This is a genomic window from Marinobacter xestospongiae (genome assembly GCF_023156385.1).
Taxonomy (GTDB): Bacteria; Pseudomonadota; Gammaproteobacteria; order Pseudomonadales; family Oleiphilaceae; genus Marinobacter; species Marinobacter xestospongiae.
In genome coordinates, this window is sequence record NZ_JAKZAK010000013.1 from 45,718 (window position 1) to 65,302 (window position 19,585).

Below are 19,585 nucleotides of genomic sequence, written 5' to 3' on the forward strand. Positions count from 1 at the left end.
CGGCCGCCCGGCAACAATGGCAGTGGCCCAACTGCCCTGAGCCGCTGCCCGGGTCGTCAGGCCACGGCGTCGGCCCGCTGGGTTGCGGGTACTTCCACCAGTACCTGTTCGCCGTCCACCAGCACCTGGAAGGTGGGCACGCGGACGCTGTCGTCTTCCTGGCAGACGCCGCTGCGCAGGCTGAAGTGCTGTTTGTAGATCGGTGAGGCCACCACCGGCTCGCCCTTGAGGTCACCGGTAATGCCCCGGGCCAGCACGTTGGCGTCGGAGAAGGGGTCATGGTGACCTATGGCGTACAGCGACGGAATCTGATGCGGCAGGTAGAAGATCGCCACCGGGCCGGCCGGGGTCCATACCGCGATGCCGGATTCCGGGATCAGGTCCTGAACGTCGCACAGGTGGTGCCATTGGGTTGTCTTGCGGGTCATTGCTGGGTCTCCTCTGGCTTAGGCGGTTTCCGCCACGGGGCGGCGCTGGCCGCGTTCGGTGGTCCATTGCTGCACGGGGTCCTTGCGCTCGTCGTTGACGAACTCGCGGAAGCGCTTGCGCTTCTCGGGGTCTTCCACCGCGGTCTTCCATTCGCACTGGTAGGTGCCGATCACCCTCTGCATGTGCTCGTCCAGCTCCTCGCCGAGACCGAGCTTGTCTTCCAGGATGACTTCCTTGAGGTAGTCGAGGCCGCCTTCCAGATTCTCCAGCCACACGCTGGTGCGCTGCAGACGATCGGCGGTGCGGACGTAGAACATCAGCACCCGGTCGATGGTGCGAATCAGCTCCTCGTCGCTCAGGTCGGTGGCAAACAGGTCGGCGTGGCGCGGCCGCATGCCGCCATTGCCGCAGACGTAGAGGTTCCAGCCCTTGTCGGTGGCGATCACGCCAAAGTCTTTGCTCTGGGCCTCGGCGCACTCACGGGTGCAGCCGGACACCGCCAGCTTGAACTTGTGGGGCGCGCGCAGGCCCTTGTAGCGATTCTCCAGCAGTATCGCCATGCCGACGCTGTCCTGCACGCCGTAGCGGCACCAGGTGCTGCCGACGCAGGATTTCACCGTACGCAGCGACTTGCCGTAGGCGTGGCCGGTCTCGAAGCCGGCGGCGATCAGCTTCTCCCAGATCTCCGGCAGCTCGCTGAGGGTGGCGCCGAACAGGTCGATGCGCTGGCCACCGGTGATCTTGGTGTAGAGGTTGTATTCCTTGGCCACCTCACCGAGCACGATGAGCTTGTCCGGGGTGATCTCGCCACCCGGCACCCGCGGCACGATGGAGTAGGTGCCGTTCTTCTGCATGTTGGCCATGAAAGTGTCGTTGGTGTCCTGCAGCGCGACGTGGTCGGTGGCGAGGATGTGCTCGTTCCACACGGTGGCCAGAATGGAAGCCACGGTCGGTTTGCAGATGTCACAGCCATGGCCCTGGCCGTGTTCCCGAATCAACTGGCGGAAGGTGCGGATGCCGTTGACCTTGACCAGGTGGAACAGCTCCTGGCGGCTGTAGGGGAAGTGTTCGCAGATGTCGGTGCTGACCTCGACGCCGCGTTTCTCCAGTTCGCAGTCCACCACGTTCTTCAGCAGCGCGGCACAGCCGCCGCAACCGGTGCTGGCCTTGGTCTCGGCCTTGACGCCGGCAAGGTCCTGGCAGCCGGCGTCGATGACGCCGCAGATGTCACCCTTGGTGACGTTGTGGCAGGAACAGATCGAGGCGGTGTCCGGCAGGGCGTCCGGACCCAGCGCCGGGGCGCCGCCCTCGGATTCCGGCAGGATCAGCGCTTCCGGGCTGGCCGGCAGGTCGATGCCGTTGAGGGCGTACTGCAGCAGGGTGTCGTAGGGGCCGTTGTCGCCCACCAGAATGGCGCCCAGCAGTTTCTTGCCGTCCTCGCTGATCACCATGCGGCGGTAGACTCCGCTGGCCTCGTCGTTGAAGCGGATGCTGCGGGCGCCCGGGCTCTGGCCGTGGGCATCGCCGATGGAGCCGACGTCAACACCGAGCAGCTTGAGCTTGGTGCTCATGTCGGCGCCGGTGAAGGCGGCCTCGGAGTCGCCGTTGAGTGCGCCGGCGAGGGTGCGGGCCATGGTGTAGCCCGGCGCCACCAGGCCGAAGATGCGCTGGTTCCACAGCGCACATTCGCCGATGGCGTGAATGTGCGGGTCGGAGGTGGTGCACTGGTTGTTGATCACGATGCCGCCGCGCTCACCAATCTCCAGGCCGGAGCTGCGGGCCAGGGCGTCCTGGGGCCGGATGCCGGCGGAGAACACGATCAGGTCGGTTTCCAGGTGGCTGTCATCGCTGAAGTTCATCCGTAGGCGGCAGTCCTCGCCGTCGACGATGGCGGTGGTGGCCTTCTCGGTGTGGACCTGCACCCCCAACTCCTCGATCTTGCGGCGCAGCAGCGCGCCGCCGTCGTCGTCCAGCTGCACCGGCATCAGCCGCGGGGCGAACTCCACCACGTGGGCCTGCAGCCCCAGGCTCTTGAGGGCGTTGGCGGCTTCCAGGCCCAGCAGGCCGCCGCCGACCACCACGCCGACCTTGCCATTCTCGGCACTGGCACGGATCTGGTCGAGGTCGTCGAGGGTACGGTAGACCAGACAGTCGGGCCGGTCATTGCCGTCGATGGGCGGCACGAACGGGAAGGAGCCGGTGGCCAGCACCAGCTCGTCGTAGGCGTAGGTGCCTTTTGGCGTCACCACCTGTTTGGCGTCGCGGTCGATGCCGGTGACCTGCTCGTCCAGGTGCAGGTCGAGGTTATTCTCGGCGTACCACTCAGCGGTGCCCATGGCCAGGTCGGTGTGGCTGGAGCCACCGAAATACTCCGACAGGTGGACCCGGTCGTAGGCCAGCAGCGGTTCCTCGCCAAACACCACAATGTGGTAGTCCGCGGCAGCGTCGGTGGCAACAAACTGTTCCAGGAAATGGTGACCGACCATGCCGTTGCCGATCACTAACAGGTTTTTCTTGCTCATGGGGTGTCCTCTCATCTTAGACCGGGGTCGGTTCAGGCTGCCGCGTTGCAGTACTGTTTGCCGAATGCCAGGTTGGCCCGGTACTCCGTTATGTCGTCGCCCTGGCGAATGCACTCGTGGTACCAGGGGCCGTCGCTGGTTTCGCCGAACAGCACGGCGCCAGTGAGCTTGCGGTCACGGATCAGCAACCGGCAGTAGCGATCGGTTTCGTAGTCCTGCCAGACCACCGAGTCGGTGTGCTCGTCGGCGTCGGTCTGGCCGCTGGAAAAAATGGGGATGCCGCTGATTTTCAGGCGAGTGGCAATCACGGCTGGTGCAAAACGGGCCTGGCTGTCGGGCTGGGCCAGCACCTGCGCCAGCACGTCGGCCTGTTCATAGCCCGGCTCCACCAGCCCGAAGGTCTGGTCGCCAAGCTGGCAGCATTCGCCGAGGGCGTGGATCGCCGGATCACTGGTCTGCAGGCGGTTGTCGACCAGGATGCCGCGGTCGCAGGCCAGGCCGGCGTCACGGCCAATCTCAGCGTTGGGGGTGGTGCCGGCGGCGATCACCACCAGGTCGGTGCTGATCAGGGTTTCGTCGGTCAGTTGCACCGCCCGCAGCTGCTGGTTGCCCAGCAAGGCCATGGGTCCGATACCAGTGCGTATGGACAGGCCCCGTGCGCTCAGGGCCTGTTCCAGCAGGGTGCCACCGACCCGGTCAAGCTGACGGTTGAGCAGGTGAGAACTGCGATGCAGCACGGTGACGGCCATGCCGCGCTGGCGCAGCCCCTCGGCCGCTTCCAGCCCGAGGAATCCGCCGCCAATCACCACTGCCCGCCGGTGGCGCTGACTCAGCTCGATCAGGGTGCGGGTGTCGCGCAGGTCGCGGAATCCCACCACGCCGTTGAGCTGCTCACCGGGCAGGCCCAGGCTGGCGGACCGGGAACCCGTGGCAATCACCAGTTGGTCATAGCCCACCCTATGGCCGCTGGCGGTCACCACCTGGCGGGCCTGGCGATCGATGCCAACCACTGGGTCGCCCTGGCGGCGTTCAATGCCCTGGCGCTGGAACCAGTCGTCGGCCTGCAGCCTGAGGCTGGCTTCGTCCGCATCACCGGCCAGCAGCGACGACAGCAGAATGCGGTTGTAGGCGGCCGAAGGCTCGCCGCTGAGCACCACTATGCGCTCGAACGGGTGGCTGGCCTGGTCGCACAGCCGTTCCAGCAGCCGCTGGGCCACCATGCCATGGCCGCAGATCACCAGGGTTCGGGGTGTGTTTGGCTGAACCGACATCGGTGTTCTCCCAACGAAAAAAGCCGGAGCGTCGGGTTCCCCGGGGAGAACGCGACGGTCCGGCAACTTTGCCAACAACGAAATGCGGATGGTCCGGTCGCAACCGGCTAACCCCATCCTGAGTCTTCTAAAGCGAGTATCGTGCCATTAATGCAACTTGTTGATTTACTGGGTTTTAGGTGGGCTGTGGCGCACAACTCGTCGAAGCCGGCGCCCCGCTCTGGGTCGCCCTGCACTGTGCTGGCGCAGGCGATGGAAGCGGACCGGGCTGGTCATCAGGCGATTGCCTCCCGGCTGGTGCTGGCTTTGCTGTCCTCGGCGGTTTCGGGCGATGGGCCTGCCACTGTCGGCTCTGCTGGCAGCGGGGCCGGTTCGGGTTCGCTGCGTCCCGGAAAGGTCTGTTTCTCGTAGAGGAATGACAGCACCGCCTGACGGTAATGCACGTAATCCGGGTCATCGGCGAGGGTAACCCGGTTGCGGGGGCGGGGCAGGGTAATGGCCAGTTCCTCCCCGACGCTGGCGGCCGGCCCATTGGTCATCATCACGATGCGATCGGACAGCAGCACCGCCTCGTCGACATCGTGGGTGATCATGATCACGGTGCTGTTGAGCTCCTGCTGAATCGCCATCAGCGAATCCTGCAGATGGGCCCGGGTCAGCGCGTCGAGGGCGCCGAATGGCTCGTCCATCAGCAGCACGCTGGGCTTCATTGCCAGGGCGCGGGCAATGCCCACCCGCTGGGCCATACCGCCGGAGATCTCACCGGGGCGTTTGTTGAGGGCGTGCTGCATGTTCACCAGCGCCAGGTTGTGTTCAATCCACGCCCGCTTTTCGCGCTTGCCCATGGACTTTTTGAACACCTGGTTCACCGCCAGGGCAACGTTCTCGTACACCGTCAGCCACGGCATCAGGGCGTGGTTCTGGAACACCACCGCCCGCTCCGGCCCCGGGGTGTTGACCTCTTGGCCGTCGAGTACACAGCCGCCCCGGGTGGCCTGCAACAGGCCGGCGACGATGTTGAGGACGGTGGACTTGCCGCAGCCGGAATGGCCGATCAGCGACACGAACTCGCCCTTACTGATCTTCAGGTTGACGTTATCCAGAGCCAGAAAAGCGCCCGACGGTGTGTCGAAGGCCATATCAACACCGGTTAACTCAAGATGCGATTTACTCATGGCAACCTCCAGATATTATTCATTCCAGGCGACTTTCTTCTGGATCAACAGCATGATCCGGTCGAGCAGAAAGCCGATAAAACCGATTGCCAGCACCGCCACCATGATGCGGCTGAGGGACTGGCTGCTGCCGTTCTGGAACTCGTCCCAGACGAATTTGCCCAGGCCGGGGTTCTGCGCCAGCATCTCGGCGGCGATCAGCACCATCCAGGCAATGCCCAGCGATACCCGCAGGCCGGTGAAGATCATCGGCACCGAGGACGGCAACACCACCTTGCGGGTGTGAGTCCAGAACGACAGTTGCAGCACCTTGGAGACGTTGAGCAGGTCCGGATTGACCGCGGCCACACCGACACTGGTGTTGATCAGGGTCGGCCACAGGCTGCACAGGGTGACGGTGATCATCGAGGTCAGGAACGCCTTCTCGAACATCGGGTCGTCGCTGACGTAGGTGGCCGACACCACCATGGTCACCAGTGGCAGCCAGGCCAGTGGCGACACCGGTTTGAACACCTGGATCAGCGGGTTGACCGCCGCGGCAAAGTGACGGTTGAGGCCCACCACGATGCCCAGCGGCACCGCGATGAGGGTGGCCAGCAGAAAACCGCACAGCACCGTCACCAGACTGGTGCCGATCTGGTCGAAGAAGGTGGGGGCGCCGGGGTAGGGCCGGATACGCACGTCCGCCTCGGGGTTGTCAGCCAGGATGCGGGCATTGCGTTCTTCCTGCATGGTGACGAAGCGATCGGCCCGGGCCCGTTCATCACTGTGCTCCTGCCACAGTTGGCCGGCCTGCTGCCAGACATCGGTGGGCGCCGGGAAACTGCCCAGGGATGTGTTGACCTGGGGCGCGACCAGTTGCCAGAACAGCAGGAACAGGCCGATGCCGATCAGCGGCAGTAGCAGGTTGCGCCCGCCCCGGGCCAGCGCCCGGGGGGAGAGCCGCTCGGTTGCCGCCGCGAACCAGCGCGGCGGCGCCTTGAGGGATTCAGACGAGGTGGCGGTTGTCATGGTGTGTCTCCCATTACTCGGCGGCGACCGCGGTGTCCCGGCCCTTCAGGCCGATGGCGAAGCTGTCGATGTAGGCGTTGGGCTGACGGGGGGTGAAGGCCACGCCGTCGATCAGCTCGCCCTGTCCGGGCCGCTCAAAGTTTTCCGCGCTCAGGTCCGGAAAGTCGTCAGCGCTGAGGGTGCCGTCGTCGATCAGCGACTGCGCCGCCTCGGCGTAGATGTCGGCCCGATAGACCTTCTTCGCAGTGTCCATGTACCAGTTATCCGGCTTGGGCTCGGCGATCTGGCCCCAGCGCCGCATCTGGGTCAGGTACCAGATGGCATCGGACGGATAAGGGTAGGTGGCGTAGTAGCGAAAGAACACATTGAAGTCCGGTACCGAGCGTACGTCGCCCTTTTCATATTCGAAGGTGCCGGTCATGGAGTTGGCGATCACCTGCGGGTCGGCGCCGACGTAGTTGGGGCGGGCCAGCATCTGGACCGCTGCTTCGCGGTTGGCGTTGTCGTTGTCGTCGAGCCAGTAGGCGGCACGGATCAGCGCCCGCAGCAGGCGAACGTGGGTGTTGGGGTATTTCTCGGCCCAGCCCTCAGTCACCCCGAACACTTTCTCCGGGTTGTTGGGCCAGATTTCGTAGTCGGTGATCACCGGGACCCCGATGCCTTTGAACACCGCCTGCTGGTTCCACGGTTCGCCAACGCAGTAGCCCTTGATGGTGCCAGCCTCCAGCGTGGCGGGCATCTGTGGCGGCGGAGTGACCGAGAGCTGCACGTCGGCCTGCAGGGTGCCACTGGTGTCGCCGTTCTCCGGGTCGTAGTAGCCCGGGTTGAGGCCGCCGGCGGCCAGCCAGTAGCGCAGTTCGTAGTTGTGGGTGGAGACCGGGAACACCATGCCCATGGGGAAGCGTTCGCCCCGGTCCCGATAGCTGTCCACCACCGGTTTCAGTGCCTCGGCGCTGACCGGGTGCACCGGATTGCCGTCGGCCTGCTGCGGCAGGTGCTGTTCCATCTGCTGCCAGACATCGTTGGAGACGGTGATGCCGTTGCCGTTCAGGTCCATGCTGAAGGCGGTGATGATATCGGCCTGGGTGCCGTAGCCGATGGTGGCGCCGAGCGGCTGACCGGCGAGCATGTGGGCGCCGTCGAGTTCGCCGGTGATGACCCGGTCGAGCAGCACTTTCCAGTTGGCCTGGGCCTCCAGTTCCACGAACAGGCCTTCGTCGAGGAAGTAACCCTGTTCCCAGGCCACCGCCAGCGGTGCCATGTCGGTGAGCTTGATGAAGCCGAGTTTCAGGTCCGGCTTTTCCGCCGGACCCAGGTCGGTGGCGCCGGCCTCCGCCAGTGCGCCGTGCATCCAGCCGCTGCAGGCCAGGACTAGGGCAATCATGTGAGGTCGTGTCATGGTGTGCTCTCCCGATGGTTATTTCAGGCACAAAAAAAGCGCCGGTCCTCTGCTGGAGGACGGGCGCCGTTGCCTGTGAAATCGCATTGTGTGTGGACGGCAGTCACTGCCGTCAGTGGATGGCTGATCAGTAAGGATGACTTTGCAGGCTTTGTGCCAGGTTTTTTATCTCAGGAATAACAGTAGGTTGTGATTTTTAGAGGGATTGCTTCGGGCAGGGGTGGGCAGAGATTGCACAGTTTCGGGGTGATGCGCTTCAGCAGGGGGCACGGCACGCTTACCACTCGTGCAGCTGTTGCCCCAGCAGCTGGTCACCGGCAATGTCCACCGGACCATGGCGGCCATTGACGGTGAACGGCAGGTGGTGACGGCCTTCGGTTTTGCCATCCATCGCCGGCGCATCAAGGCCGAAGGTGTCGGCGGCCTGGCGGTAGATGTCGGGACGGATCACGGTCTTGATGGCTGCCAGTGAGGCCTGCCTGAGCTGGCCGTGGCAGACCAGGCGGCTGCCCAGCCAATGGGCCTGGGACAACCAGGGAAAATTGGCGCAGCGCTCGAAGAAGTGTTGGTGCAGGCCTGGATGGAACAGTCCGAACGGGTGTTGCGCCAGTTGCTCTACCTGTTCGCCCAGGTACTCCCGACGGCTCAGTATCCGCGCCAGCTGGCGGTGATTCTGGGGGTTGTCGAGCCAGCGGCAGGCCCCCAGCAGGGCACGAATCAGGCCCAAGTGTACGGCCGGGTGCTGCTGGGCCCAATCGGCCCGCACGCCCAGCACCTTTTCTGGAGCGTTCTGCCAGATCTGGTGGCCGGAGTGCAGGATGCGCCCCAGCCCTTCAAGTTCCAGCAGGCTGTTCCAGGGCTCCCCCACGCAACAGCCTTCAATGGCGCCGGCGCGGAAGGCATCAATCATCTGCACTGGCGATACCGGGATAATTTCCACCTCGGCATCCGAAAGCGCTCCGGCGCTGCCCAACCAGTCCCGCAACTGCAGGTCATGACTGGACCAGGGCGCCACCGAGGCCAGCCGGATCGGGCGGCCACGTTCCCGGGCCAGGGCCCGTAGGGCGCTGGCGGAATCGATGGGATGGTCTTCGTCGACGCCGCGGTCGCGCAGTGCCTGGTACAACGGCTGGGCCAGGGTGATGCCGTTGCCGTTGCGGCTCAGCACCATACCGGAGACCACCTGGGTTGCCGGCTGGCCCCGGGTCAGCGACATCGTCAGCGGCATCGGGGCCAGCATCTGGGCGCCGTCGAGCAGGCCAAAGCTGACCTTGTCGCGAACCGACGCCCAGGAGCCCTCTTTCATCAGTTCCACCTCCAGGCCTTCGGCATCGAACAGCCCCAGTTCCCGGGCCATGATCAGCGGCGCGCTGTCCAGCAACGGCACAAACCCGAGGCGGATGTGGAAACCGGGATGGCGGTGGAGCGGGGTCGGTGCGGGCATGAAGGGGTCTCAACTGGCCTGTTGCAGGGCGCGACGTGGCGCCGCGGTGGTGGTTTCGGACTCGAGGATGTCGATCACCCGCTGGGCAATCACCGCCAGGCGTTCGCTGTGGTCCATGGCGGACTTGCGCAGCACCTGGTAGGCGGCGTCTTCGTCACAGCCTTCCCGTTTCATGATCAGGCCCTTGGCGCGTTCGATCAGTTTGCGGTCTTCCAGCGCTGTGCGGGTCTGCGCCAGCTCGGTCCTGAGGGCCTGGAAGGATTCGAACTGGGCCACCGCCGAGTCGATGATGGCGCGGACCTTCTCCGGTTGCAGCCCATCCATGACGTAGGCGCTGACACCGGCATGCAGGGCGGCCTTGATGGTGTCGCGGTCGCCGGGCTCGTTGGTGCAGAACACGATGGGGCGGGGGGCGTGCTCGTTCATCGTGCTCATGTTCTCCAGGGTGTCACGGTCTGGCAGGTCCATGTCGATGATCACCATGTCCGGTTCGTCCCGGGCCACCGCCGCTGTCAGGCCGGTGGCGTCCGGGCGCTGGCTGATGACCTCGTGCCCCTCCAGTTCCAGTGCCTGCTTTACCAGCCGGGCACGATCACTGTCCTTGTCGATCAGCAGTATGCGGAGTGGGTCGGTCGAGTGCATGACGGTCATCCTTTGATAACGTAATCAGGTTTCAGTCGGGGAGCCGTCGATTCACGCCGAACCGCTCTGCTGAGCAGGGCCGGTCCGGCGTGAACCCGTGGCTCTCCCGGGTTTACTGGTGATGGATCTGCAAGAAATCTGCCAGCGCCACGGTCCCGCCCTCCGACACAGGCGGCATCCGGGTTGATGGCGGTTGCCGGAGGCGGACGGCGGGGCAGGCCGTGCCCGGTCGTTGTGCACGCGGCGGGGTTTTTGCACCGTTTTGTGCGGTTGTTTGTCCGTCCAGGGCCTGATGCATCGCTGCGACCGGCGGTAGCGACGGCTGGCCCTGTTATTGCTTTGTATGACGCCAACAACATGACCTTTTACCCATCACCGGCACTGACGCCCGATGGCCCTGGCTTGCAGACGCGACCCCGGGCATCGGGCTTTTTTGTGCCCGGTCAGCGATATCAGGAGTTGCTGTGACTGACACCTGCCGGACCACCTGCCCCTACTGTGGCGTGGGCTGTGGCGTGCTGTTCAAACCCGGAGCGTCCCGGCTCGCTGAGGCCACCGAGACGCCCGGCGCCGTGGCCGGAGACCCGGACCATCCCGCCAACCACGGACGGTTGTGCGTGAAGGGCGCGAGCCTCCATGAAACCCTGGGCGATGACGGCCGCCTGTTGCAGCCGCGCCTGGCGGGGCGAGCCGTCGACTGGTCGGAGGCCCTGGCAGCCACGGCAGAGGCCATTCGCCAGGCCAGGGCCAGTCACGGCCCGGGGGCGGTGGCGTTCTACCTCTCCGGTCAGCTGCTGACCGAGGACTATTACGTTGCCAACAAGCTGGCCAAGGGCTTTATCGGCACGCCCCACGTCGACACCAATTCCCGGCTGTGTATGTCGTCGGCGGTGGCGGCCCACAAGCGGGCCTTTGGCGCCGACGCGGTGCCGGCCTGCTATGAGGATCTGGAACTGGCGGACCTGCTGGTGCTGGTGGGCAGCAATGCGGCCTGGAACCACCCGGTGCTGTACCAGCGCATGCAGGCGGCGGCCCGGACGGGACGGCGGGTGGTGGTGATTGATCCCCGGCGGACCGCCACCTGCGACCTGGCGGACCTGCACCTGCCCCTGCGACCGGGCTCGGACACGGTGCTGTTCAACGGCCTGCTGGTCTGGCTGGCGGACCACGGCGGCCTGGACCGGGACTACCTCGAGCGCCACTGCAGCGGTCTGGAGGCCACCCTGGCCAGTGCCCGGGAGGCGGCGCCGGACAGCGCCAGCGTGGCGCACCAGTGCGATCTGCCTGTCGCTGATGTGGAAACCTTCTATCGCTGGTTCCAGCACACCCCACGCACCGTTACGGGGTTTTCCCAGGGCGCCAACCAGTCAGTGGCGGGGACCGACAAGGGCAATGCCATCATCAACTGTCACCTTGCCACCGGTCGGGTCGGCCGGCCGGGGGCCAGCCCCTTCTCACTCACCGGCCAGCCCAACGCCATGGGGGGGCGGGAGGTCGGCGGACTGGCCAACACCCTGGCCGCCCACCTGGACTACCAGACGCCGGGGGCCCGGGAACTGGTGGCGGACTTCTGGGGAACGGACGCGCTGGCCGATGGCCCTGGCCTCAAGGCGGTGGACCTGTTTGAGGCCATCCATCGCGGCGATATCCAGGTGCTGTGGGTGATGGCGACCAACCCGGCGGTGAGCCTGCCGGACAGCGAGCGGGTCCGCGAAGCCCTGGCCCGCTGCCCCACGGTGATCGTTTCCGACTGCGTTGCCAACACCGACACCGCGGCGTTTGCCGACATCCTACTGCCCGCCGCTGGCTGGGGCGAGAAGGACGGGACCGTGACCAACTCTGAACGGCGTATCTCCCGCCAGCGGGGGCTGATGCCACCGGCCGGGGACGCCCGGCCGGACTGGTGGATTATGGCGGAGGTCGCGCAGCGGCTGGGGTACGGCGAGGCATTCCGCTACCAGGGGCCCGCGGACATCTTCCGCGAACACGCCGCGTTGTCAGGGGTTGGTAACGACGCATCCGCCGCTACCGGCCCGCGTTGCTTCGACATCCGTGGCCTCAGCGAGCTGTCGGACCGGGACTACGATCGCCTGGCGCCGGTGCAGTGGCCGGTCAATGATGCGTTTCCCCAGGGCCGGCAGCGACTGTTTGATGATGGCCGTTTCTGCACCGACGATGGCCGTGCCCGGTTGGTGCCGATCCAGACGGTCTGGCCGGAAAGCCGCCCCGACTCGAACCATCCGCTGGTGGTCAACAGCGGTCGTATCCGTGACCAGTGGCACACCATGACCCGCACCGCGCGGGCACCGCGGCTGTTGCAGCACCGCTCGGAGCCATTCATTGAGGCCCACCCCCAGGATCTGGCCCGCCATCAGCTGGTGGACGGTGACCTGGCGGTACTGACACGGCAGCGTCAGCGGTTTGTCGGACGGGTGCGGGCCAGTCGTGGTCAACGTCCCGGAGAGGTGTTTGTGCCAATCCACTGGAACCGCCAGTTCACCCCCGCCGGGCTGGCATCGGCGTTGATGCCAGCGGTGACCGATCCGCTGTCTGGCCAGCCGGAATCCAAGCACGGGGTGGCGGCACTGACGCCGTTCCGGGCCCGTTGGCATGCCCGCCTGCTGGTTCACCGGGATCGGCCGCGGCGCTGGCGGGCGGAATACTGGTGTCATGTGCCTCTGGCGGGTTGCGACAGCTGGTGGCTGGCAGGCACCGATCAGCGTCATTGGCTGGACGATGCCGATGACTGGCTGGGCGGCGCCCCGCAACTGGTGATGAGCGATCCGGCGGAGGGCCGTTTTCGGGCGGCGCGGCTGAAGGATGGCCGACTGGAAGCCATGCTGCTGGTGGAGCGGCAGCCACAGCAGCTGCCGGATCTGGCCTGGTTGGAGCAGTGCTTTCTCAGTGAAGCCCTGGAAGAGAGCGAACGACGGGCGTTGCTGGCGGCCCGGGATGTAGCGCGGGAGGACGTAGGCGCCATTGTCTGCAGCTGTTTTCAGGTGGGGCAGCGGCAGATTGCGTCGGCGGTGGCTGACGGTGCCGACTCGGTGACGGCGCTGGGGCAACAGCTGCGTTGCGGCACCAACTGTGGCTCCTGTGTGCCGGAACTGAAGGGCCTGCTGGCGGAGCTGACCTAATCCACTTTGTGCAACATCGCCAGCGGTACCCGGTAGCGCACCTCACGACCACGGTGGGTGTCGTCACAGCACACCGTGCAGGTCTTGCGGTTGACCCGGAGGATGCGGCCCTGGTGCTGGTTGGCGCCGTGGCCGAAACGGACCCGGTCGCCGGCCTGCCACCGGGCCCGGGCTGATGCCTCCCGGGGCAGGTCGAACGGCGTGGTGGCCAGTGTCAGGCCACGCTGACCGGCTGCAGCCAGCAGGTACTGGCGCACCGCGAGGGCGCGGCCACTGTGGTGCAGCTGGTCGAGGATGCGGTAGAAATGGCCGTTGTGTACCGAGCCATGGAAGCGTTTGCCCGCCACCTGTTGCAGCAGGTGGGCAAACTCGTGACAACAGGTGTGGGCCAGCAGGTTGGCGCTGGAGAGTTCGCCGTTGAAGTACCGGCGTTGCTGGATCTCGCGGCTGGACAGCCAGGTCACGGCGGTGGTGGCGCTTTGCTTGGCGGCGATCATGCGGGCACCGTAGGTGATCAGGTGCTGGCGGTCACGGGGATCGTAGCGGTGATAGGTTGCCTGGCCATGGCCAACCCGGCAGGTCAGGCTGGTGCCGGACTGGCGTTCACGGATGTGCCGGGCCTGGGGCGACCACAGCAGTTCGTGGGTGGCTTGGCAGAGCAACTGGCCCAGTTGCTGATGAGGGCTGGGAGCCATCGGGCAATATGTCCGGCCGGGTGATGGGTTCGAGACGCATCATACCCGCCCGGTCACTCGTTGTCGTCAGTGCAGCTTGAAGGCCACCGGCAGGGTGAAGGTGAACGTCTGGCCTTCCATGGAATCCGGTACCGGTGGCAGCGGGCTGGCTTCTTCCAGCAGATCCATGGCGGCCTGGTCCAGCAGCGTGAAGGACGATGAGTTCTTCACCCGATGGCTGACCAGCTCACCGTTACGATTGAACTCGAACTCCACAATCGGCGTACCTTCCTGGCCCAGGCGGCGGGCACGGCGGGGGTACTCGTAGTGGCGCCGCAGGTGCTGGTTGAGCGCGGTGAGGTAGGCGTCCACGTTCTCTGAAGCACCGGCCTGGAGTTCCACCTGCTCCGCCTGCTGACGGTTGGAGGTGTTCTCTGCCGCCGGCGCCTCCACTTCCGAGGTCGGCTGTGGCGCCGGTTCGGTAACCGGTTGCTGTACCGGTTCCGGTGTTGGTTCCGGTACCGGCTCTGGCTCTGGCTCTGGCTCTGGCTCTGGCTCAGGTTCCGGTTTGGGCTCGGGTTTGGGTTCTGGTTTGGGTATCGGCTCCGGCTCAGGTTCTGGTTCCGGTTTGGGCTCCGGGGGTGGTGGCTCCACCTGTGGCTGGGGTTCGGTAACCGGCTCCGGCTCCGGCTCTGCCTGTGGCTGGCCGGCCAGCGAGATCTTGATGGCCGCGGCGGTGGTGACCATGGTTTCGCCTTCCTGGGTTGGCGGTGTCGGTGCGTGCGGTAACACCAGCGCCAGTGCCAGCGCGGATAGGCCCAGGGCGATCAGCAGGAACAGCCATCGGACGCCACGGCTCATGATGCCGGCTCCGTCAACAGGACCACGTCCTTGTAGCCCGCCTCTTCCAAGTGCCGCAGTACTGACTCCAGATCGGCCATGGCCAGCTCGTTGGCTGCGGCGATCTTCAGCGGCGTGGTCTCATCGGGTTTTGGCAGTTGTGACACCAGAGTCTCTTCACTGACATCCTGCCCCCCCACCTGCCAGCGGCCGTTGGCATTAAGCACCAGATCCGCGGCGGGTTTCTGGTCTTTGGCATCGTCTGCCACCCCAGGCAGTTCTGGCAGTGGGGTATCCGACAACTGGCCGGCCACGATAAAGAACATCAGCAGCAGGAAGACCAGATTGATCAATGGCAGCAGGCTGTCCTCTACCCGATCCATCAGGGTCTTCCCGCTTCCGGGAGGAGGCGGTACCAGGGATTCCATAGCTTACTCGCTTTCTTGCGCCGGGGCGGATCGTTGCCAGTGAGGCTCAATGCCCGCGGTTTTCAGGGTCGTGAGGGTGCGGGTGAAGTCGGTCAGCTGTGCCTCACCTGTGGTCGCCAGATTGACTTCGGTCACCTGGGTGCGCCGTAATTCCTGCAACAGCGCCGGCAGGGCCCACTCCTGGTCCTGCCAGCGAATCTGGCCGGAGGCCTCCACCACCAGTTCCGGCAAGGGATCGCCGTCTACCGACTGCCCCGGAGCGGTGCTGTTGTCCAGCTCCAGGAAACTGGTGGGCAGCAGGCGGCTGGTGAGCATGAAGAACACCAGCAGGATAAACACCACGTCGATCAGTGGTGTAATCCGTATTGGGATGGGCCGGGATGGCCGTGGATCAACCAGCTGCATGGGCGACGCGGGCCGATGCAGTGGCGGTGCTGGTGTCCTGTCTGGCGGCCGGTTTCTGGCGTGCCGGGGCTTCCGGCTGACGCTCCACTTCTTCCGCCGCAGCCGGCATGTCGATGGCGGTTGGCTGCTCCGGAATTGCCGGTGCCAGAACGGTGACCAGGGCGCCATTCACCAGATTGTTGAGACGGCGCAGACGGAACTCCACCCAGGCCGCCAGCGCGGCGAACGGGATCGCCACGATCAGGCCCGCAGCGGTGGTGGTCAGGGCCTCGTAGATGCCGCCGCTGAGCTGGCTGGCATCGGCCCGGCCTTCGGTGGCGGCCATGGCGCTGAACGCGTCCATCATCCCCAGGACCGTCCCCAGCAGACCCAGCAAAGGCGCCAGAGCGGCGATCACTTCGAGGATTTTCAGTGGTCCCTCGAACGGTTCCAGGGCCGCACGGGCGTCCCGGGCCAGGGTTTCCCGAACGATGTTGGGCTCGTCATGGTTGAGGCGGGCGGCCATGGTGTCGGCGGTCAGTCGGCGCAACGGGTTCTGGCGCTGGAACCAGCCGATGCCGGCCATCACCCGATCGGCACAGGCCTGGCTGGGGCTGTGGTGCCAGTCGTCGATCACCCGGCGCAGGGAACGGGGCAGACGGGGGGCATAGATTGCGCCACACAACATCAGGTAGACGAAAGTAACCACCCCGGCGGCGGCCAGAACCAGCAGGACCATAATCACCGGTCCGCCCATGTCGATCAGTTGCTGCAGCGGTCCGGAGAGAAGGTCGGTCGATTGAGTGAGAGTGTTGTCAGCCATGACTGCCCCAACGAGAAAACGGAAATGAGCGAAAATGATAACGATTACTGTTAGAGATTTGAAGCCGTAAACTGCAGAAACCTGCTCATCTGTTAAACTGGGAACGCATCGGCGGGGAGTCCGTGAGCCTCTCTACGCCCCTCGGGAATGCTGTCGTCCGGCTCTGCGGGTTCAGGATGGCGGTTGCGGTTCCCATCGATCCATGCCGGAGTAGTCTTACTGAGTTATGTTGCGTCGCTGGCTTGATAGTCTGGTCAATCGGGCCGTGCTTCTGGTGGTAGGGGCCATCCTGTTGACCGCCCTTGCGGTGAGCCTGTCCAACTCCCTGGCCAGCCGGCAGGAGCTGCAGGCCCAGGCGGAAGCCCGGGTAGCCATCATGGCCGGGCTGATGGCCTCCGAGCTGGACCAGAAACTGTCGGTCCGGCTGGAAGCCATCTCGGACGTGGCCGCCCACCTGGCGATGGACCGTGTGGCCTTCGAGAGTCGGGCCCAGTTACTGGTAGACCGGCAGGTGGCCCTGCGGCATCTGTTTGATGGCATTTACCTGTTTGACGCCAAAGGCACGCTGATTGGTGCCTACCCGGAGGGGCGGGAGCACCTAGGCACCGATATCCGTGATCGACCCTACTTCCGCCAGACCCTGGGGCAGCTGACGCCGGTGATCTCCGAACCCTACCGGGCCTACGGCACCGACCTGCCGGAGATCATGGTGGCCGCGCCGGTGTTTGATCACCAACGCCAGTTGGTGGGGGTGCTGGGCGGCGCCATTCACCTGGATGGCGAGAACTTCATGGCCGACATTGCCAGCGTTCACATCGGGCGCACCGGCTATGTTGGAATTGGTACCCAGAGCGGTATCACCCTCGCCCATGGCGACGACACCAGCCAGGTGATGCAGCCGATCCCCGCCAGCAATGCTCCGGTCACCGCCGCTCTGCAAGGCTTTGAGGGTACTCAGATTTCGCCCAACAAGGATGGCAAGCGCTCTCTGGTGTCGATTCGCCAGCTCAACCAGGCGCCCTGGTTTGTCGGGGTGATCTGGCCCCTGCAAGAAGCCTTCGCCCCGGCCTCCCGCCTCACCGATATGCTGGCCTGGGTGCTGTTGGCGGTGATGCTGGTGCTGGTGCCGATCGCATTGTGGGGCTTCCGCCTGCTATTGGCACCATTGACCGACCTCTCCCAGCAGATCACCGATCGCCACCTGGGGTTGCGATCCCGCCGGGTCAGCGTTGGTGGTGGCCGGGAGATCCGCCAGGTGGCCGACACCTTCAACACGGTGATGGATGAGCGTACCGAGGTGGTCAACTCGCTGGCGGATCGTGAGGCCTTTTTTCGCTCGCTGTCCCAGCGCTCCCCCATTGGCATCCTGCAGGCGGATGTGCTGGGCCGGGTCGAGTTCGTCAACCCCGCCTGTGAGGACATCGTCGGCGTGCCTGCAGATCAGATCCGCCACCTGCCGCTGACGGCGCTGATCCACTCCGCTGATCGCCACACGGTGGTTGCGGATTGGCGTCGTATTCGTCAGCAGGGCGGGGTCTACCGCGGTCGTTTCCGGGTGGAGCACAAGCAGGGGCGGGGCACCCGCTGGGTGGATGTGATGACGACGGTGATCGACGCTCCCGGCAAGACCCTCGGTACCCTCACCGTCATTCGCGACATCACCCACGAGCTGGCGGTGGAAGCCGAGCTGAAAGCGGAGCAGAAACGCGCCGAGAGCATCCTCAGTGTGCTGCGCGAAGGGGTGTTGTTGACCGATCCCCAGGGTGCGGTTCGCTACGCCAACCAGGGTGCCTGCGAATACATGGGCAGTCCGTTGCTATGTGAGGGCAGCAATTTCTTTGATCGGGTCATCATTGAGGCCGACGGGATGCGCTGGCGCCGTGAGCGTTTCCTGGCACAGTCGGAGGTTCCGGTGCTGGACGCGGTGTTGCGCAATACCCAGGGCCAGAAGTTTGATGTTGAGCTGACCATGCTGCGGTTGAGCCCTGGCGGAGACAACGAACGTCTGGTGTTTGTGTTGCGGGATGACAGCGAGCGGCGGCAACAGGAACGTCAGTTGTCCTGGGAAGCCAGTCACGATGCCCTGACCGGGGTGATGAACCGACGCGGCTTCTCATCCACGCTGATCAAATGGCTGGAGCGGGCGGAAGAGCTCACAACCCCCAGCGTGCTGATGCTGATCGACCTGGATTATTTCAAACCGGTCAACGATCACGGCGGCCACCTGCTGGGGGACGAACTGCTGCGACGGCTGGCGGAGGTGTTCAGCCAGGCGGTGCGGCAGTCTGATTGCGTCGCCCGTATTGGCGGTGACGAGTTCGGGGTGATCCTGCCGGGCTGTGGCCTGGAGCGGGCGGAGTTGCTGGCGGAAGAGATCCGGGCCAAGGTGGAGGCGCTGACCATCGAACATGAGGGGCAGTCCTTCGGCGTCACCGCCAGCATTGGCCTGACGGTGTTGTCACAGGACGATTCCGGGCCCCGGGAAACCATCGCCCGGGCCGATGAGGGCTGCTACGCCGCCAAGGCCCAGGGACGCAATCAGGTGGTGTCGGTACCGCTGCCGCCGGAATACGAGGAAGTGACGGAACCGGGCAGTTAGTCAGAGGCTCCCCGGCCAGCCGGCAGACTGGGCGGCCTGCCACAGCAGCCGCAGCGCCAGCACCGTCAGCAACAGGTTGAACAGCTGCTGGAAGCGGCGGTTGTCCAGTTTTTTCAATACCTGCAGTCCCAGCCGGGTACCCACCAGACCACACACAATCATCGCCGCAATAAACACCAGCCACTGCTGGAAGACAAACCCGGCCAGGCCGAACACCAGGGCCTTGGGCGCGTGTTGCAGGGTCATGGCGGTGGCAAAGGTGGCCACGGTGGTGAAACGGTCGCGGTGGATCTGTTTGACGAAGGCGGCCACCAGCGGCCCGGTGGCGCCCACGAACAGCGACACAAAGGACGTCAGTACCGACGCCAGGAACACCCCCGGTGTGCCCAGGGCCCGGCCTGGCAGTGGCGGCCCCCAGCACAGGTAGAGCACGAACAGGGCAATGGTGAGCTGCCACAGGTGCTGGGGCAGGTCCACCAGCAGCCAGGCCCCCACTGCGGCACCCACCAGAACCCCGGGGGCGAAGGCGGCAATCACCCGCCAGTCCACCTTGCGCCAGGTCATTGCTGCACGGCCGGCGTTGGAGCCCAGTTGCACAAGGCCATGTACCGGAATGATCGCCGCCGGCGGCAGCCACATGGCCAGCAGCACCAGCAACAGCACGCCACCACCGGCACCCAGGCTGGCGGTAATCATTGAGGTGATCGCCGATGCGGCCAGCAGCAGCGCGGCGGTGGTGACACCAAGGCCTTCCGGTAACAGGGCGATGTCCAAGGCAGCTCCGATCAGGGGTTGTTGAGGGTGGTG

At 65.3% G+C, this 19,585-nt stretch carries 16 protein-coding genes; 2 read left to right on the top strand and 14 right to left on the bottom strand.

The genetic code is table 11. The features are described 5' to 3' along the window. Positions 1 to 56: 56 nt before the first annotated feature. From nirD to MLD24_RS10635, 8 genes are all read right to left on the bottom strand, one after another. A complete protein-coding gene (nirD, locus tag MLD24_RS10600; protein WP_227172836.1) occupies positions 57 to 428 on the bottom strand; it encodes a nitrite reductase small subunit NirD in 372 nt (123 codons plus the stop codon). An 18-nt stretch (positions 429 to 446) separates the two neighbouring features. Then, the gene (gene nirB / locus MLD24_RS10605; RefSeq protein WP_248166593.1) at positions 447 to 2,951 is read right to left on the bottom strand and encodes a nitrite reductase large subunit NirB; all 2,505 of its coding nucleotides are present in this window, start codon (positions 2,949 to 2,951) and stop codon (positions 447 to 449) included. 32 nt (positions 2,952 to 2,983) lie between these two features. Beyond that, complete coding sequence (locus tag MLD24_RS10610; protein WP_248166594.1) at positions 2,984 to 4,222, bottom strand: NAD(P)/FAD-dependent oxidoreductase; 1,239 nt, start codon at positions 4,220 to 4,222, stop codon at positions 2,984 to 2,986. 275 nt (positions 4,223 to 4,497) lie between these two features. Then, positions 4,498 to 5,397 carry an ABC transporter ATP-binding protein gene (locus tag MLD24_RS10615; RefSeq protein WP_248166595.1) on the bottom strand — a complete coding sequence of 300 codons (900 nt, stop codon included), beginning with the start codon at positions 5,395 to 5,397 and terminating at the stop codon, positions 4,498 to 4,500. 15 nt (positions 5,398 to 5,412) lie between these two features. Continuing rightward, complete coding sequence (locus MLD24_RS10620) at positions 5,413 to 6,408, bottom strand: ABC transporter permease (protein ID WP_248166596.1); 996 nt, start codon at positions 6,406 to 6,408, stop codon at positions 5,413 to 5,415. A 13-nt stretch (positions 6,409 to 6,421) separates the two neighbouring features. Then, the gene (locus tag MLD24_RS10625; protein ID WP_248166659.1) at positions 6,422 to 7,759 is read right to left on the bottom strand and encodes a CmpA/NrtA family ABC transporter substrate-binding protein; all 1,338 of its coding nucleotides are present in this window, start codon (positions 7,757 to 7,759) and stop codon (positions 6,422 to 6,424) included. A 325-nt stretch (positions 7,760 to 8,084) separates the two neighbouring features. Continuing rightward, the gene (locus tag MLD24_RS10630; protein WP_227172831.1) at positions 8,085 to 9,251 is read right to left on the bottom strand and encodes a CmpA/NrtA family ABC transporter substrate-binding protein; all 1,167 of its coding nucleotides are present in this window, start codon (positions 9,249 to 9,251) and stop codon (positions 8,085 to 8,087) included. 9 nt (positions 9,252 to 9,260) lie between these two features. Then, on the bottom strand, positions 9,261 to 9,893 hold the full coding sequence (locus MLD24_RS10635; RefSeq protein WP_248166597.1) for an ANTAR domain-containing response regulator: 633 nt from the start codon (positions 9,891 to 9,893) through the stop codon (positions 9,261 to 9,263). 464 nt (positions 9,894 to 10,357) lie between these two features. Between MLD24_RS10635 and MLD24_RS10640 the strand changes: the two genes are divergently transcribed. Beyond that, positions 10,358 to 13,030 carry a nitrate reductase gene (locus MLD24_RS10640; RefSeq protein WP_248166598.1) on the top strand — a complete coding sequence of 891 codons (2,673 nt, stop codon included), beginning with the start codon at positions 10,358 to 10,360 and terminating at the stop codon, positions 13,028 to 13,030. Here the strand turns inward: MLD24_RS10640 and MLD24_RS10645 are convergent. From MLD24_RS10645 to MLD24_RS10665, 5 genes are all read right to left on the bottom strand, one after another. Further along, positions 13,027 to 13,725, bottom strand: a complete 699-nt coding sequence (locus MLD24_RS10645) for a hypothetical protein (protein ID WP_248166599.1) — start codon at positions 13,723 to 13,725, stop codon at positions 13,027 to 13,029. The genes MLD24_RS10640 and MLD24_RS10645 overlap by 4 nt on opposite strands. A 66-nt stretch (positions 13,726 to 13,791) precedes the next feature. After that, complete coding sequence (locus tag MLD24_RS10650; RefSeq protein WP_248166600.1) at positions 13,792 to 14,565, bottom strand: energy transducer TonB; 774 nt, start codon at positions 14,563 to 14,565, stop codon at positions 13,792 to 13,794. Further along, complete coding sequence (locus MLD24_RS10655) at positions 14,562 to 14,927, bottom strand: ExbD/TolR family protein (protein ID WP_344816997.1); 366 nt, start codon at positions 14,925 to 14,927, stop codon at positions 14,562 to 14,564. The genes MLD24_RS10650 and MLD24_RS10655 overlap by 4 nt, the downstream gene beginning before the upstream one ends. Before the next feature lie 48 nt (positions 14,928 to 14,975). Beyond that, positions 14,976 to 15,377, bottom strand: coding sequence for an ExbD/TolR family protein (locus MLD24_RS10660; protein WP_248166602.1), 402 nt, complete (start codon positions 15,375 to 15,377; stop codon positions 14,976 to 14,978). Continuing rightward, positions 15,364 to 16,179 (bottom strand): MotA/TolQ/ExbB proton channel family protein, encoded by an 816-nt coding sequence (locus MLD24_RS10665; protein ID WP_344816995.1) that lies wholly within the window; start codon positions 16,177 to 16,179, stop codon positions 15,364 to 15,366. Before MLD24_RS10665 ends, MLD24_RS10660 begins: the two co-directional genes overlap by 14 nt. Positions 16,180 to 16,405: 226 nt before the next feature. Between MLD24_RS10665 and MLD24_RS10670 the strand changes: the two genes are divergently transcribed. Further along, on the top strand, positions 16,406 to 18,778 hold the full coding sequence (locus tag MLD24_RS10670) for a sensor domain-containing diguanylate cyclase (protein WP_248166603.1): 2,373 nt from the start codon (positions 16,406 to 16,408) through the stop codon (positions 18,776 to 18,778). Here the strand turns inward: MLD24_RS10670 and MLD24_RS10675 are convergent, their stop codons facing one another. Next, positions 18,779 to 19,552 (bottom strand): sulfite exporter TauE/SafE family protein, encoded by a 774-nt coding sequence (locus MLD24_RS10675; RefSeq protein ID WP_248166604.1) that lies wholly within the window; start codon positions 19,550 to 19,552, stop codon positions 18,779 to 18,781. Between the last annotated feature and the right edge of the window lie 33 nt (positions 19,553 to 19,585).

What these genes read in the sequence shown, in the direction of transcription:
- MLD24_RS10655 (WP_344816997.1), bottom strand. Translation starts at nt 14,927, where the DNA reads ATGGATCGGGTAGAGGACAGCCTGCTGCCATTGATCAATCTGGTCTTC.
- MLD24_RS10665 (WP_344816995.1), bottom strand. Translation starts at nt 16,179, where the DNA reads ATGGCTGACAACACTCTCACTCAATCGACCGACCTTCTCTCCGGACCG.
- MLD24_RS10645 (WP_248166599.1), bottom strand. Translation starts at nt 13,725, where the DNA reads ATGGCTCCCAGCCCTCATCAGCAACTGGGCCAGTTGCTCTGCCAAGCC.
- MLD24_RS10625 (WP_248166659.1), bottom strand. Translation starts at nt 7,759, where the DNA reads ATGCACGGCGCACTGGCGGAGGCCGGCGCCACCGACCTGGGTCCGGCG.
- MLD24_RS10620 (WP_248166596.1), bottom strand. Translation starts at nt 6,408, where the DNA reads ATGACAACCGCCACCTCGTCTGAATCCCTCAAGGCGCCGCCGCGCTGG.
- nirB (WP_248166593.1), bottom strand. Translation starts at nt 2,951, where the DNA reads ATGAGCAAGAAAAACCTGTTAGTGATCGGCAACGGCATGGTCGGTCAC.
- nirD (WP_227172836.1), bottom strand. Translation starts at nt 428, where the DNA reads ATGACCCGCAAGACAACCCAATGGCACCACCTGTGCGACGTTCAGGAC.
- MLD24_RS10660 (WP_248166602.1), bottom strand. Translation starts at nt 15,377, where the DNA reads ATGCAGCTGGTTGATCCACGGCCATCCCGGCCCATCCCAATACGGATT.
- MLD24_RS10670 (WP_248166603.1), top strand. Translation starts at nt 16,406, where the DNA reads ATGTTGCGTCGCTGGCTTGATAGTCTGGTCAATCGGGCCGTGCTTCTG.
- MLD24_RS10610 (WP_248166594.1), bottom strand. Translation starts at nt 4,222, where the DNA reads ATGTCGGTTCAGCCAAACACACCCCGAACCCTGGTGATCTGCGGCCAT.
- MLD24_RS10650 (WP_248166600.1), bottom strand. Translation starts at nt 14,565, where the DNA reads ATGAGCCGTGGCGTCCGATGGCTGTTCCTGCTGATCGCCCTGGGCCTA.
- MLD24_RS10630 (WP_227172831.1), bottom strand. Translation starts at nt 9,251, where the DNA reads ATGCCCGCACCGACCCCGCTCCACCGCCATCCCGGTTTCCACATCCGC.
- MLD24_RS10615 (WP_248166595.1), bottom strand. Translation starts at nt 5,397, where the DNA reads ATGAGTAAATCGCATCTTGAGTTAACCGGTGTTGATATGGCCTTCGAC.
- MLD24_RS10635 (WP_248166597.1), bottom strand. Translation starts at nt 9,893, where the DNA reads ATGCACTCGACCGACCCACTCCGCATACTGCTGATCGACAAGGACAGT.